The organism is Pseudomaricurvus hydrocarbonicus, from assembly GCF_011602365.1.
Taxonomy (GTDB): domain Bacteria; phylum Pseudomonadota; class Gammaproteobacteria; order Pseudomonadales; family Cellvibrionaceae; genus Pseudomaricurvus; species Pseudomaricurvus hydrocarbonicus.
Window position 1 is genome coordinate 321,263 of record NZ_JAAONZ010000004.1, and the last position, 14,921, is coordinate 336,183.

Annotated in this window: 15 protein-coding genes; 5 read left to right on the plus strand and 10 right to left on the minus strand. The window is 53.9% G+C overall.

Annotated elements, in window-relative coordinates; translation table 11 throughout:
• Nucleotides 1-26: 26 nt before the first annotated feature.
• On the minus strand, nt 27-641 hold the full coding sequence (locus G8770_RS08060; protein ID WP_208022117.1) for a TetR/AcrR family transcriptional regulator: 615 nt from the start codon (nt 639-641) through the stop codon (nt 27-29).
• Nucleotides 642-839: 198 nt separating this feature from the next.
• Here G8770_RS08060 and G8770_RS08065 point away from each other — a divergent pair, with 198 nt between their 5' ends.
• The 3 genes from G8770_RS08065 to G8770_RS08075 are packed head-to-tail and all read left to right on the plus strand — an operon-like array spanning nt 840 to nt 4,195.
• Nucleotides 840-1,679 carry a crotonase/enoyl-CoA hydratase family protein gene (locus tag G8770_RS08065; protein WP_167184466.1) on the plus strand — a complete coding sequence of 280 codons (840 nt, stop codon included), beginning with the start codon at nt 840-842 and terminating at the stop codon, nt 1,677-1,679.
• A 43-nt stretch (nt 1,680-1,722) separates the two neighbouring features.
• Nucleotides 1,723-2,115 carry a nuclear transport factor 2 family protein gene (locus tag G8770_RS08070; RefSeq protein ID WP_167184468.1) on the plus strand — a complete coding sequence of 131 codons (393 nt, stop codon included), beginning with the start codon at nt 1,723-1,725 and terminating at the stop codon, nt 2,113-2,115.
• 55 nt (nt 2,116-2,170) lie between these two features.
• Nucleotides 2,171-4,195, plus strand: a complete 2,025-nt coding sequence (locus G8770_RS08075) for an oxidoreductase (protein ID WP_167184471.1) — start codon at nt 2,171-2,173, stop codon at nt 4,193-4,195.
• 56 nt (nt 4,196-4,251) lie between these two features.
• Here the strand turns inward: G8770_RS08075 and G8770_RS08080 are convergent, their stop codons facing one another.
• Nucleotides 4,252-4,779: a 3'-5' exonuclease gene (locus G8770_RS08080; RefSeq protein WP_208022118.1), complete on the minus strand. Its 528-nt coding sequence runs from the start codon at nt 4,777-4,779 to the stop codon at nt 4,252-4,254.
• A 433-nt stretch (nt 4,780-5,212) separates the two neighbouring features.
• On the opposite strand from G8770_RS08080, the gene G8770_RS08085 reads away from it, so the two are divergent.
• Both G8770_RS08085 and G8770_RS08090 read left to right on the plus strand, forming a co-directional pair.
• Nucleotides 5,213-6,754: an FMN-binding glutamate synthase family protein gene (locus G8770_RS08085; RefSeq protein ID WP_167184474.1), complete on the plus strand. Its 1,542-nt coding sequence runs from the start codon at nt 5,213-5,215 to the stop codon at nt 6,752-6,754.
• 273 nt (nt 6,755-7,027) lie between these two features.
• Nucleotides 7,028-8,452, plus strand: a complete 1,425-nt coding sequence (locus tag G8770_RS08090) for a spinster family MFS transporter (RefSeq protein ID WP_167184477.1) — start codon at nt 7,028-7,030, stop codon at nt 8,450-8,452.
• A gap of 113 nt (nt 8,453-8,565) precedes the next feature.
• Here the strand turns inward: G8770_RS08090 and G8770_RS08095 are convergent, their stop codons facing one another.
• The 8 genes from G8770_RS08095 to ccmA form a co-directional block, all read right to left on the minus strand.
• On the minus strand, nt 8,566-8,862 hold the full coding sequence (locus tag G8770_RS08095) for a cysteine-rich CWC family protein (protein ID WP_167184480.1): 297 nt from the start codon (nt 8,860-8,862) through the stop codon (nt 8,566-8,568).
• Nucleotides 8,863-8,864: 2 nt separating this feature from the next.
• Nucleotides 8,865-9,395 (minus strand): DsbE family thiol:disulfide interchange protein, encoded by a 531-nt coding sequence (locus tag G8770_RS08100; RefSeq protein WP_167184483.1) that lies wholly within the window; start codon nt 9,393-9,395, stop codon nt 8,865-8,867.
• A gap of 177 nt (nt 9,396-9,572) precedes the next feature.
• Nucleotides 9,573-11,573 carry a heme lyase CcmF/NrfE family subunit gene (locus G8770_RS08105; protein WP_167184486.1) on the minus strand — a complete coding sequence of 667 codons (2,001 nt, stop codon included), beginning with the start codon at nt 11,571-11,573 and terminating at the stop codon, nt 9,573-9,575.
• Nucleotides 11,563-12,027, minus strand: a complete 465-nt coding sequence (gene ccmE / locus G8770_RS08110) for a cytochrome c maturation protein CcmE (RefSeq protein ID WP_167184490.1) — start codon at nt 12,025-12,027, stop codon at nt 11,563-11,565. Before ccmE ends, G8770_RS08105 begins: the two co-directional genes overlap by 11 nt.
• A gap of 89 nt (nt 12,028-12,116) precedes the next feature.
• A complete protein-coding gene (gene ccmD / locus G8770_RS08115; RefSeq protein WP_167184493.1) occupies nt 12,117-12,317 on the minus strand; it encodes a heme exporter protein CcmD in 201 nt (66 codons plus the stop codon).
• Between the two features lie 75 nt (nt 12,318-12,392).
• A complete protein-coding gene (locus G8770_RS08120) occupies nt 12,393-13,133 on the minus strand; it encodes a heme ABC transporter permease CcmC (RefSeq protein WP_167184496.1) in 741 nt (246 codons plus the stop codon).
• Between the two features lie 212 nt (nt 13,134-13,345).
• Nucleotides 13,346-14,080 carry a heme exporter protein CcmB gene (gene ccmB / locus G8770_RS08125; protein ID WP_167184499.1) on the minus strand — a complete coding sequence of 245 codons (735 nt, stop codon included), beginning with the start codon at nt 14,078-14,080 and terminating at the stop codon, nt 13,346-13,348.
• Nucleotides 14,077-14,736, minus strand: coding sequence for a cytochrome c biogenesis heme-transporting ATPase CcmA (ccmA, locus tag G8770_RS08130; protein ID WP_167184502.1), 660 nt, complete (start codon nt 14,734-14,736; stop codon nt 14,077-14,079). Before ccmA ends, ccmB begins: the two co-directional genes overlap by 4 nt.
• Between the last annotated feature and the right edge of the window lie 185 nt (nt 14,737-14,921).

Genomic DNA, 14,921 nt, shown 5'->3' on the forward strand with positions numbered 1-14,921 from the left:
GCCAAACAAGCATAGGTGAAAAAAAACTAATGGCGCAATCCTGTCAATTCAGACCACAACATGGCGGCGGCATTTTGACAAATGGGCTCAATGGCAGCTTCATCGACATAAATACCGTCAATCAGCAGACGACTCATGCCGTGCAGCGTGCTCCAGCTGACCTGCGCATACCGAAGCGGGTCAATGGATTCCAGAATCAATGCCTGCTCCTGCCAGTGGCGAACGCCATCGACATAGCGGCGAAAGGACGCGTGGGATTCACGGGTCAGGGATTCCGTCAGTTGCCGATCCTTCCAAAGGTGTCCGCCAAACATCAGGTCGTAATATTCGGCATTCTCGATCGCGAAGCGAACGTAGCCCCTGACAAAGCCATCCAGTACCGAGCGCGCGATCATGCCGGTCTCAGGGTCCTTAACCACAGAGCCATCAAATAACATAAAGCGCCTGAATCCCTCCTCGGCAATGGCACACAAGAGCGCCTGCTTGTCGGTAAAGTGGTGATAGGGAGCGGTACGGGACACCCCCGTTTTTGCAGCCAGTTTGCGCATGGAAAAAGCCTGCTCACCGTCCGCGCGAATCATTTTTGCCGCCTCGTCCATCAGTACCTGGCGTAAATCCCCGTGATGATAGGAAGTTTTCATTGTGTATGGTCCTTGGGCATGCCTCCTCAAGCGGGAAGCACGAGACATGTCATCCAATGTACCAATCGATCTTGACACTGTCAAAATATAGGACTAAGTTAAGACCCAACAAACTTGACACCGTCCAGTTCACACAAAACCAGACGCCAATCATCACCCCATGACAGGCATCAATACACAGGCAAGGAGAACACCCACATGAGCTATGACAGCCTAACCCTGAACATAGACGCCAAAATTGCCCACATTCAGCTCAATTGCCCCGACACGCTCAACACCATGACCCCCGCCTTCTGGCGGGAATTGCCTGAGGTCGTTCAGCACATCGACCGTGAAGCTGCAGCCCGTGTGATTGTGCTCTCCTCGACTGGCAAGCACTTCTGCGCTGGCATGGATTTGTCCGTGTTTACCGGCGGCGCCTTAACGTCCAAACAAGAACTGGGGCGCAAGCACGAAAACCTGCGTCGAACCGTGCTGCAATTGCAGGAGGCACTCAGCCAATTGGAGAAAGTGCGCATGCCGGTATTGGCCGCCATTCAGGGAGGTTGCATTGGCGGTGCCGTGGACATGGTCACCGCTTGTGACAGCCGTTACTGCACAGAAGATGCCTTTTTCAGCATTGAAGAAACCAAGCTGGGCATGACCGCCGATGTCGGAACGCTACAGCGCCTACCCCACCTCATCCCCCAAGGTCTGGTGCGCGAGCTGGCGTATACCGGTCGACGCATGTACGCCGACGAAGCCAAACAAGCCGGCCTCATCAATAGAGTCTACCCGGATCAGGCAACCATGCTGAATGATGTCATGGACATCGCCGCTCAAATTGCCGCCCGCTCTCCTCTGGCCGTCACTGGCTGTAAAGAAATGATCAATTACACTCGCGACCATTCTGTCGCCGACAGTCTGAATTATATGGCCGCCTGGCAAAGCGGGATGTTCCAGCCTGAAACCGACATGATGGAAACTTTTATGGCAAAAGCCGAAAAGCGGGAGCCGGATTTTGAGGAGCTGAACAAAATGACGTCCATTTTCGACTGAGCCTTTTCTTTAACTGAGTAATTGCACCCAAGAGGATCTCCCAATGACTGATGAGCGCCTGGCACGTTGGCACAAAGTTGTTTTTGAAAAAGACCTGACACTTTTGCATGAACTGCTGGATGAAAATGTTGAATTCCACTCACCTACCGTCTGGAGCCCCAAACAGGGACGAGAAATCACAGCGTATATCCTGGCCATGGTGATCGATATTTTTCAGTCGTTTGAGTACCACCGGGAATGGCTCAACCCAAATGATTTTGCCCTCGAGTTTTCCGCGACGGTCGGCGATAAAAAGGTAAAAGGCATAGACCTCATCCGCTGGAATGAGGCCGGTAAAATCATCCACTTTGAGGTCATGATGAGACCCATCAACGGCCTCAACAGTCTATTTGAAAAAATGACGGAACGCTTGCACAGCGCCGGCTTTATCAGTTGAAACCCAGACCGACTTTTCCACCAAACCGCATTAGATATTGAGACAGGAAATACACATGAGCACGAATGCATACCCCCATATGTTGAAGCCCCTGGATTTAGGCTTTACCACCCTGAAAAATCGTGTCCTGATGGGCTCCATGCACACCGGGCTGGAAGAAGCGCCCAATGGTCACGAGCGTATGGCGGCTTTTTTCGCTGAGCGCGCTCGCGGTGGCGTGGGACTCATCGTCACCGGAGGCTTTGGGCCGAACAGGCGGGCCGCAACGCACGAGCATACCAAAATGCTCTGGAGTGAAGCCGACTGTGCCGACCATCAAATCATCACTTCTGCGGTGCATGAAGCGGGTGGAAAGATCTGTATGCAAATTCTCCACACCGGCCGCTACGCTTTTAATGAAAACCCCATAGCCCCCTCCGCCATTCAGGCTCCCATCAATCCGTTCAAACCCAAAGCGGCAACCGAAGAAGAAATCGAACAACAGATTGAAGATTTCGTCCGCACGGCAGAACTGGCGCAAAAAAGTGGTTACGACGGTGTCGAAATCATGGGCTCTGAAGGCTATTTCCTCAATCAGTTTCTGGCTGAACGCACCAACAAACGCGATGATGACTGGGGCGGCAACTACGAAAACCGGATGCGTTTACCCGTCGAAGTGGTGCGTCGTGTGCGCGAGGCGGTGGGCGAACGATTCATTATTATATACCGGCTGTCCATGCTGGATCTGGTGGAAGGAGGCAGCTCCTACGAAGAAATCGTCACCCTGGGCAAGGCCGTTGAAGCCGCGGGAGCAACCATCATCAACACCGGCATCGGCTGGCACGAAGCCCGCATCCCGACGATTGCCACCAAAGTGCCTCGTGCCGCATTTACCTGGGTTACGGCTAAATTTAAACAGCAGTTCCGTATTCCGGTGATTACCTCGAACCGCATTAATACGCCCGAAAAAGCTGAAGAAGTGCTCGCCAATGGCGATGCCGATATGGTGTCCATGGCGCGTCCGTTTCTTGCGGATGCCGACTTCGTCAGCAAGGCTGCTGCTGGCAAAAGTGACGAAATCAATACTTGTATTGGTTGCAACCAGGCCTGCCTTGACCACATTTTTAACGGCCAAATGACCAGTTGCCTGGTCAATCCCAGAGCCTGTCACGAAACTGAATTGAATCTGCTACCGACCCTTGGCGTCAAAAAGTTGGCCGTCGTTGGCGCAGGCCCTGCGGGTCTGGCCTTTGCGACTTCAGCCGCAGAACGCGGTCATCACGTCACCTTGTTTGATGCTGCCGGTGAAGTTGGTGGTCAGTTTAATATCGCCAAACAAGTTCCCGGGAAGGAAGAGTTTTACGAAACCATTCGCTACTTTAAACGTCGCATTGAGCTCACAGGTGTGAACTTACAGCTCAACACCGCCGTGACAGCCGAGGCACTCAATGCAGCCGATTTTGATGAAATCATCGTCGCCACAGGCATTACTCCACGTACTCCGGCGATTCCCGGCGTTGAACACGAAAAAGTCCTCAGCTATCTCGATGTGCTCAAAAACAAAACCAGCGTTGGCAACAAGGTCGCGGTCATCGGTGCCGGCGGGATCGGCTTTGATGTGTCAGAATATTTGACCCATGCCGGCCCTTCCACCAGCCAGGATATCACAGCGTTCATGCAGGAATGGGGAGTGGATATGAACCTGCAGGCTCGCGGCGGTATAGAAGGTATCAACGCTCAGGTGACGCCTTCACCGAGGGAAGTGTATTTATTGCAGCGCAAAGCGGCAAAAGTGGGCGGTGGACTCGGTAAAACCACCGGCTGGATTCATCGTACCGGCCTGATCAACAAAGGGGTGAAAATGATCCCGGGCTGTGAGTACCTGAAAATAGACGATGAGGGATTGCACATTCGAGTCGGTAACGACACCAAAGTACTGGATGTAGACCATGTCATTCTTTGTGCCGGTCAGGAACCGAAACGGGATCTGGTGGAAGGCTTAACCAAACCGTATCATTTGATTGGAGGCGCCGATGTGGCCACCGAACTGGATGCCAAACGAGCCATCAACCAGGGCACCCGGTTAGCCGCTGATATCTGAATTTCAGCGGCTGCCCCCGGTGCCCGACCATCGTCGGGCACCGGGTAAAGCTCGATTCAAGCGCCACTCAACTCGGCCGCGCAGTCGTAAGTCTGCTGAATGAATAAGGCATCGGTGCTCGCCCGGTGCCGTTTCCCGTCAAACGTTGACGCAACAATGGATCGGGCTTCGGTCCAGCACTCCATCATAGGTTCGGTCAAAATCATCTCTAAAGGAGAAAGCCAAAAGTTCATGGGCGTTCTGGCTCGGTCAAACAACTTGATAAGCCAGGGCTTATCCACCACCCAGCCGTCACTGTAGACGGTCTGGTGCTCTAGCAGCGCATTCAGCTCCTGTGCGACCACATTGCCCGGCTTACCGTATTTCTCAAGATCTGCCTGACTGATGCCGTGGACGGCTTCAGCCTCTTCCCCCCAACAATCCCAATTGGCGTAAGGCTTTATCAATGAGGAATAGCGCTCGCCGTTACTCGTCACGACCCCGACCTCGATAGGGAAACTGAGAGAATCAAAGCCGGTTGCCTCTACATCAATAATGGCTGGCTTTCTACGACGATCTTTGTAAATGGAAGTGTTAAAAGTCAAAACTCTAAATCCTTACTCATAAAAGGGCTAAACTGTCTCGAAAAAAATGACCTCGAAATAACGGTCCAAGAGTTGCTGTTTCGAATAAAGGCCGTCTCTGAGAGGGCCAGGTCTAACGGGACATGTTCACCTAAGGCACGGCAACGTTGTGCATTGTTATTATTTTGTGGCTTAACCCGGCAACTGCCACTTTGCCAAGCTGCAAACATGATCAGTATCCAGAAGCCCGAAGTTTCTGAACCCGAATTAAACCAACAGCGTTCTTGAAAGTCCATGTCACTGAGAAATTCTTTATCTCAGTTATCGTTGAACTGTAGTCTAGACGTTGATTGGCATATTCCTGCATTTCAGCGGGCCGGGAGCCCTCTAAAGCGCCCACTGTTTGCGTGAGTTTGCTATTATCCGGTTTTCTCGACACTCAAAAGGCTTTCAAATGGACTGGCTGGCTAACTTTATTTCAGGTTTTTTTCAGTTTTTCGCCCTGCTTTTCATCTTGATGGTAGGAGCTGGACTGGTATCGCTGGTTTACATGTTCTGGGTTGACATCCATCAGACCAAACACGCAATACGTCGAAATTACCCGGTAATCGGTCGCTTTCGCTATCTTTTCGAGCACTTAGGCGAGTTTTTCCGTCAGTACTTCTTTGCCCTTGACCGCGAAGAACTGCCGTTTAACCGGGCTCAGCGCAGCTGGGTTTATCGAGCCGCCAAAAATATTGATTCGACCATTGCCTTTGGCTCCACCCGCCCTTTGAACCAGACTGGCGAAGTTCTGTTTTTAAACGCGTTTTTTCCCACCATGAAGGCCGAGGCACAACCCCCCTCAACCATTACTATAGGTGAAGGCTTCGCGCGCCACCCATACACCTCAAGCTCCTTCTTCAACATCTCCGGCATGAGCTTTGGTGCACTTTCTGTTCCCGCCATTCAAGCGTTATCTCACGGAGCCAAAAAAGCGGGCATCTGGATGAACACGGGTGAAGGCGGCCTGTCGCCCTACCACCTCCAGGGTGGGTGTGACCTGGTCTTCCAGATGGGCACAGCAAAGTACGGGGTTCGTAAAGACGACGGCACTCTGGACGAAGACAAGCTGAAATCCGTTGCCAACCACCCTCAGGTAAAGATGTTTGAAATTAAACTCAGTCAGGGAGCCAAGCCAGGCAAAGGGGGTATCCTGCCGGGGGAAAAGGTCACACCGCTGATTGCCTCTACCCGTGGCATCCCGATTGGCCTGGACTCCATCAGCCCCAATGGGCACCTCGACATTCGCTCCATCGATGATTTACTGACTTTTCTGCACCGCGTGCGCGACCTTACCGGCAAACCCACCGGCTTTAAGAGCGTCATCGGGGAGAGCCGCTGGATAGACGAACTCTGCCAGGCCATCCACAAGCGGGGCCTGGAGTATGCACCAGACTTTATTACCATCGACAGCGCTGACGGCGGCACCGGTGCGGCACCTCAAAGCCTAATGGATTACGTGGGATTACCACTGCGCCGCAGCCTGCCACTGATGATTGACAAACTGAATGAATACGGGCTGCGCAAACGCATAAAAGTCATCTGCTCCGGCAAAATGGTTAACCCTTCAGACGTCGCCTGGGCGTTGTGCGTCGGTGCCGATGAAGTGGTCAGCGCCCGTGGCTTCATGTTTGCTCTGGGGTGTATTCAGGCTCTGCAATGCAATAAAAACACCTGCCCGACCGGGATTACCACCCATGACCCCGATTTGCAAAAAGGTCTCAACCCGGCCAATAAGGCCAACCGCGTATACAACTATGCTCAAAACCTGATTCATGAAGTGTCCGTGATTTCCAACTCCTGTGGTGTCAAGGAACCTCGTCAATTGCGCCGCTCACACGCGCAGGTCATCGACAACGACGGTATCCCGCGCCCTTTGGATGACCTTTACCCCGACGTAACGACTCAGGAAATATGGCAGCGGGAGACAAAGCCCGTCGCCGTTGCGGACTGAGCGTAACGTTAACCCCCACTCTGCAACCACACTCCGCCGCTAAGCCCGTCAAGCCGTTTTGGGATGCAGCGCCGGCATTAATCCCGTGTCAGAAACAGTGCCTGTCTGTTTTCTGGCACGTATTATTTTACTCTCCTCGCCCATCATCAACGACAGCTATAGCCCATAATTCACAGCAAATATACTCACCCAAAAATGTCAAATAAGGGTTTTCCCCAGGCTCTCTCATCTGTTATGTTCATAGACAATATAACAAGAAATAAAGAGAGAACTATGTCCGCCAACAGAACTGTGTCCAGCGACGGGACCGTCTCAACCGACAGCAAGGGGCCTGCCAACACTAGCTCCCCGGATCCACAGGCCATCAGCTACACACCCGCCTATCGACGTTATGTGCTGGTGATTTTAACCGTGGTGTATGCGTTTAATTTCATCGACCGCCAGATCCTGGTCATCCTGCAGGAGTCCATTAAAGCCGACATGGGGCTCTCCGATACACAACTGGGGTTACTGACCGGGTTTGCCTTTGCCATCTTTTACGTCAGCGTGGGCATTCCTATTGCCCGCTGGGCCGATGCCGGCAACCGCAGAAACATTGTGGCTCTGGCCATCACCGTGTGGAGCGGCATGACGGCACTGTCTGGCATGACGCAAAACTTCTTCCAGTTATTGCTGGCCCGTATCGGCGTCGGCGTCGGCGAAGCCGGCGGCAGCCCCCCGGCACACTCCATGATTTCGGACTATTACCCAGCGGAGCAACGGGGCACGGCCCTGTCGTTTTATTCCACCGGCGTATACATAGGCATTTTGCTCGGCTTTCTCATTGGCGGCTGGATCAATCACACGTTTGGCTGGCGTTGGGCGTTTTTTGTGGTGGGCGTTCCCGGCATTTTGATCGCACTCCTGGTCAGATTTACCATTCGTGAGCCAGTGCGCGGGCAGTCTGACCCAGTGGATCCCCGCATCGTCCAGGCAGGCAGCAAGCCCAGAGCCAGTTTCAAACACACCATGGCGACGCTTTGGCAGCTGCGCTCATTCCGTTTTTATTCCGTCGCCGCGGGACTGGCTGCGTTCACGAGTTATGGGCTTGGCAATTTCATGCCGTCTTTTCTTATCCGCACGCATGGCTTCGACAGTCTGCAGGTGGGCACCAGTTTGGCGCTCATCACCGGCATTGGCGGCGCAGCTGGTACGTTTCTCGGGGGCTACTTTGCCGATAGACTCGGAAAAAGAGACATGCGCTGGTATTTATGGATAGCCGCCATCCCGGCGTTGATCTGCTTGCCAATGAACTTTTTAGCGCTTACCCACGATCAATCCAACTGGGCTCTGGCCTTTTTGTTTCTGGCGACCATGACTGGTGCTTTTTATTTGGGCCCCACCATCGCCATTACGCACACCCTGCTGCCACCGATGATGCGCGCCATGGGGTCAGCGGTGTTGTTTTTTATTTTGAATCTTATTGGTCTGGGGATGGGGCCACTGTTTGTGGGCATGCTCAGTGACTTTCTCGCGCCCTCTCTGGGATCGGAATCATTGCGCTATGCCATGATCTTCACGTCTTTCGTGGGGTTGATAGCGGCTATAGCTGCGTTTATTGGCGCCGCCAAACTGCCACAAGATCTAAAGCGGCAGCAACAACACAATGATATGGAGCGCTCAAGCGCCGCAGAAGCAGCTCTGCCGGAAAGTGTGTAATCGCAGCACGTCAGGAGTGACAGGCTCAGCCGGCCAGCAGGGAGTGACTGCTGGCCGGCGAGCTTGAGTATGTTCAGTAACATGAAGGGGGTCGATGAACCCGGTAAAGGCCTTTAAGCGCCAGGAGGAATATAGGTTTCAACCGATGCCGGGTCGGGAGCCCCCCCGGACTTGCGTGACCGGGAGGACTTCAACGCGCAGGACTGACAGATACAGGACCGCCCCCGCTGCTGTAACGGCAGCGATTCCAATAAGTTGGGATCAATCGTTTCATGCAGACACCAGCAATCGAAATCATCGGCGGTGGCACTGGCCGTTTGCTGGCGCTGCTGATTACCACAGTGATTTTGCTGCTGACAAATCGGGCAATAATCAGCAACAGAGGTTAAGTCCGGATTTTTCTCGGTCATTCTCAACCCTCTTTCAAGGCATCCACAATCGGTTTGATTCTTTCGCTCCAAACTTTATCGTCGACCACACCCACGTGCTTGTAACGAATGACACCCTGCTGATCCAGCACATAGGTTTCAGGCGCCCCAAACACACCGAGATCAATGCCTAAACGCCCATCCGCATCGACGATGCTGTACACATACGGATTGGAAAATTCCTTTAACCATTTCTGCGCAGCCGGAACATCATCTTTATAATTGACGCCCACGATTTTGATCCCCTGATTGGCCAGTTTCACCAGGTACGGGTGCTCAACCCGGCAAGAGATGCACCAGGTGGCCCAGACATTCAATAGGGTAACCTCACCTTTGAGGTCTTCGCCGACGATCACCCGGTCAGCATCGCCAACCGTCGGCAAACTGAATGCGGGCATCGGCTTGTCGATCAGCGCAGATGGCATTGCGGTGGGGTCAAGGCTCAAGCCTCGCCAGAAAAAAGCCGCCAGGACCAAAAAAATAATCAGCGGAGCAAACAACGTCAATCGAGACATTCTGTACCTTTTCGTTCATCAGCTATAGCGATAGCGGCAGTTTCACCCACAACAATCGCTTTACCCGCAAGTATCGCTTTACCGATCACGATAACTTGCATCGGCATCATCAGTTGGTAGCAATCATTTGTACCGGCCAGACCCACGAGTTCAGTGACAGTATGAGCCGCCGGTTGATTACCGGGCTTCAGCTGCTGCCGGGTCTTGGCTCGCGACTGTTTCATTAGTGAGGCTTTCGGTGGCTTTCGCAGTCGCTCGGTAGCGCTTATCGAGCACCGCCAGCAGACCGCCAAGCCCCATCAGGATGGCCCCCAGCCAAATCCACCGCACGAAGGGTTTGTAATGAATTCTTACAGCCCAGGCTCCGTCGGGAAGCGGCTCGCCCAGGGCGACGTAAAGATCGCGCCAAAACCCGGCATTTATTCCTACCTCGGTCATCAGGTTACCGCCGGACAGATAGCGACGCTTCTCAGGGTGTAGAACATCAATGACCTTATCGTTCCGATAAACCTCAATCACACCCCGGTCAGCCAGGTAATTGGGGCCGCGCAGTTTTTCGGCGCTTTTAAAATGGTACTCGTAACCACCCTGCTCTATGCGCTGCCCCACTTCCATGCGGATGTCCTGATGATCTGAATAGATGGTATTCAGACTGGCACCGAGTAAGGTAAAGGCGACCCCGGTGTGAGCTAAAAGCATGCCTTTGTAACTCAGGGAGAACTGCCCAAAGCCTTTTAGCCAGCCTTTCTTGTTGCGCAGGCGATAGCGTATGTCGGTCAGGGTAGCCAGAACGATCCAGCTGCCCACCGTGATCGCAAGCGCCGCCGAGATCGAGTATTCATCCGCAATAACCAGCGGCAACAAAGCGCCTAAAGCCACACTCAATACCGCCGGCTTCAGCAGCCACGCCTTCAACGTACTCAGCTGGCCCCGCTTCCAGTTAACCAAAGCCGCTGAGCCCAGCAGCACCGCCAGCAAGACCATCAAGGGGATGAAGAAGAAATCAAAATACGGTGGCCCGACCGAGATTTTCCCCCAGTTGAGCGCATCGGCAATCAACGGGTAGAGGGTACCCAATAAGATGGTGCCTGTGGCAACCACCAGCAAGACGTTATTCCCCAGCAGGAAGGCTTCGCGCGATAACCACTCAAAACTGGCTGCCGCCTTCACCGATGGCGCCCTGAACGCATACAGCGTCAAGGATCCCCCAACCACCAACGCCAGGAAAATCAGGATAAATACCCCGCGCTCAGGGTCCGCGGCAAACGCGTGCACCGAGGTCAACACACCGGATCTAACCAGGAAAGTGCCCAGCAAACTCAGGGAAAACGCAAAAATAGCGAGCAATAACGTCCAGCTTTTAAACACGCCCCGCTTTTCGGTCACGGCCAGGGAGTGGATTAAAGCCGTTCCCACCAGCCAGGGCATAAAGGAAGCATTTTCAACCGGGTCCCAGAACCACCAGCCGCCCCAGCCTAATTCGTAATACGCCCACCAGCTGCCCAGGGCTATCCCGATCGTCAGGAAGGCCCAGGCAACCGTCGTCCAGGGACGCGACCAGCGCGCCCAGGCACTGTCCAGGCGGCCCGACAGGAGCGCGGCGATGGCAAACGCAAACACCACGGAAAATCCCACATAGCCCATGTACAGCATGGGTGGATGGATGATCAGGCCAAAGTCCTGCAACAGCGGGTTTAAATCACCGCCATCGGCCGGAGGGTTGGGCAACAACCGGTCAAACGGATTGGAGGTCAATAACACAAAGGCACAAAAACCAATGGCGATCATACCCATCACTGACAGCACCCGCGCCACCATGTCCAGCGGCATATCTTTGCTGTAGATGGCCACCGCCAGAGTCCAGCCGGACAGAATCAGCACCCAGAGCAACAGCGACCCTTCATGCCCTCCCCAGACCGCGCTGACCTTGTACTGCAGGGGCAGCAGGCTATTGGACTGATTGGCCACGTAAGCGACCGAGAAATCATCCTGCACAAACGCGTAGACCAGGCACGCAAACGACAGGCCCACGAAGACAAACATCCCCAGCGCCATGCTGCGACCGGAAGCCATCATGACCCGGTTGCCCGTGTGAGCCCCCCACAGAGGAACGATCGTGAGAGCAATCGCCAGACAGAAAGCCAGAATTAACGCGAAATGACCAAACTCAGGAACCATAATTCATGCCTTCACAGGTTTTCTGGTGTTCACCGGTATTTTGCATGGCTTCAGCCACCTCAGGGGGGGTGTAGGTTTCATCGTGCTTGGCCAAGACTTCAGACGCCATGAACACGCCTTCACCATTCAGCTTGCCGTTCACCACCACCGCTTCACCCTCAGCGAACAAATCCGGCAGAATCCCACTGTATTGAACTTCCACCGAAGCGGCACCATCGGTAATGAGGAAACTGACATCCAGATTGTCTTTTGCTCGCCGAACCTCCCCCGGCAGCACACAACCGCCGGCGCGAATGCGCTTGTCGACAGGAGCCTCACCCGCAATGATCTTGGATGGGGGGTAAAATAAATTGATGTTTTCCCTGAGGGCGTAGGCCAACAGGCCCACAGCGACACTGGCGAAAATCACCACAAATAACACCATTATTAAACGCTGTTTTCTTACCGGGTGCATGCAAACTCTCTCTTTCTAAAACTGTGTGTTCGGTATTCGTACGGGCGGCTCTTAGCCGATCACCAAGAGCAAGCCTTTGCGTGACGTATTCAGGACGTTTGATGTCTCATTTCATGCTCCCGGACTCTCGCTTGCCGCTTCAGGTCGGCCATTAATGCACGGCGCTTGATCACCGGTGAAAGCAGTAAATAGGTCAACGCCAGGGCTGTGATCACATAACAGGCCCACACATAAGGGCCGTGACCGGACATCCACAAAAAACCCTGCAAACTTTCAAATTGAAACTTCATGTACGGCTTCCAATAAGAATTGAATGAGCACCCGGCCAGCGCCGGATGATGACAAAACGGTTCCTCTAGAGGTGATCAGGTCTTCACCGCCAACTCCTGGACCCAGCGAGTTTTCTTTTCCCGACTGAGGATCTCGGTCCGCGTTCTCATCAGCAAGACCAGGGCGTAAAAGACGTAAAACCCCACCACCATCACCAGCAGTGGATACAGCATGGTCGGATGAATGGTCGATTCTGAGGTGAATTTGATCGTTGCAGGCTGATGCAGGGTGTACCACCAATCCACCGACTTATAAATAATGGGAATGTTGACGGTGCCCACCAGCGCCAAGATGGCGCTGGCCTTATTGGCCGTATCCTGATTCTGGTAGGCCTCTTGCAGTGCGATCACACCCAGATACAAAAAGAACAACACCAGCATGGAGGTGATGCGGGCATCCCAAACCCACCAGGTTCCCCAGGTCGGCTTGCCCCAAACGGCACCGGTGATCAAGGCGACAAACGTCAGTACCGCGCCAATGGGGGCCGCCGATTTCATCACCATATCGGCCAGTTTCATCTTCCAAATCAGGCCAATGGCACCGCTGATTGCCATGGTGTAATACCCAGCCAAGGCCAGGAACGACGCGGGTACGTGAATATAAATAATGCGGTAACTGTTGCCCTGCTTCATATCGGCGGGTGCAAACGCCAACCCCCAGACAGCACCGACGATCAGCAAACTGATGCTGATGGCGGCCAGCCAGGGAATCCAGGCGTTGGTTTTTTCAAAAAACCAGCGCGGAGAGCCTAATCGATGAAACCATTGCCAAGCCACGTCTCTTCCTCATATTTCGCTACACATTGACCGGGTCCCCAGCAATAACGCAGCAATTCATCAAAAAATCTTTCATTTGGCCCGCAAGGAGCCATTTTACACTACATTGGCGGCCTGCCGGCGATTCACTCAGCCCCGCCTCGGAATCGCAAAGCCTTTCTTCAAACGTACAATTTCAAGTAAAACAGTGACCGCAACACTCGCCCATCCGTTCAACCGTTCACACTGATGCGCAAGGCTCCCGCTGCTGCGAGGGGGGCCAGTATCACCGACAAGGCCAGAAATGCCCCCAGCACTGCCAACTGCCCGCTCATCGGAAAACCGTCGATCGCACTGGTCACCGCACTTGCGCCAAATATCAGCACTGGAACATAAAGAGGCATAATGATCAACGAAATCAGAATTCCCCCCTTTCTCAAGGCCACCGTCAAAGCAGCACCAATAGCCCCGATCAAACTGAGGCACCCGGTGCCCAACAGCAGCGAAGCCATCAAGGGACCGTAACCCGCTGACGGTAAAGACAGCATAACCCCCAAAATGGGTGCCATCACCGTCAGCGGCAGGCCAGTCACCAGCCAGTGCACCAGCACCTTCGCCAGCACTTGGAAATACAAGGGTTGCGGTGACATGAGCAGCTGTTCCAGCGAGCCATCTTCAAAATCACTGCGAAACAAGCCATCCAGTGAGAGCAGCGTTGCCAGCAGTGCCACCACCCAGATCATGCCCGGAGCCAGATTGGCCAATACCGCCGATTCCGGGCTGATGCCCAGCGGCACCATGGTAATCACCATCAGCAAAAACATGATCGGGTTGGCCATTTCGCCCCGGTGCCGAAACGCAATCAACACGTCGCGGCGCAGCGTGGCCCAAAACCCCGCTCCGATACCGGGGGTCGCCAACGGCTGCGCTTGCAAGCTTACCCGCTCCTGCGGCTCCCGCGCGCTCATACAATGTCACCTGCTGACCATTCAGACTGCGGCTTAAACTCTTCTAAATTGATCTTGCGAACCGCGCTCATCGACATATCCTGATGAGTCGTTAATAACACACAGCCGCCGCCGGCAGCGTGTTCGGCCATTAAATTTTCCAGATTTCGAACCCCTTGCTTGTCTATAGCGGTAAACGGTTCATCGAGTACCCAGACCCTGGCCGGAGTCAGAAACAAGCGTGCCAGCGCGACGCGACGCAATTGGCCGGCCGATAAATGGTGGCAAGGCACATCCTCAAACCCGAACAACCCGACTTCTTCCAGGGCGGATTCAATCGTGCAGCGCTGATGGCCCTGATTGACTCCGCAAAACCAGTCCAGATTCTCTCGCGGTGTCAGCGCCTTCTTGACCCCAGGAAGGTGCCCAACGTAAAGCAGCTTGTTCAGGTAATCCAGGCGCTGGTCTTTTAACGGCGCTCCACACCACAAAATCTGTCCCTCGTAATCCGTGGATGTGGTTGTCAGCAAACGCAATAAGGTGGTCTTACCGCACCCATTGGGCCCCTCAATCTGCACCACATCACCGGGCATGACCTTGAGGTCGAGGTTCTCAAACAGAACCCGCTCATCACGCTCGCAGCGGAGTGCCTGTAATTCGATCAGCGGTTGCGTCATGCCACACACGATTCCTTGGAAAAATCTTCAGGGTGCTCGTCTAAAAGCTCTTTTTAAGTGCGCTCTTCAAGAGCGTCTAAAATACCCGGCTTGTGTACCGGCTGTGGATTACTGCCGTACCGGCTTTGGAAAAAAGCCCACTCAATAGCGAGCGGCCTTGGTAAATTCCTGCCAGGCAGACACGC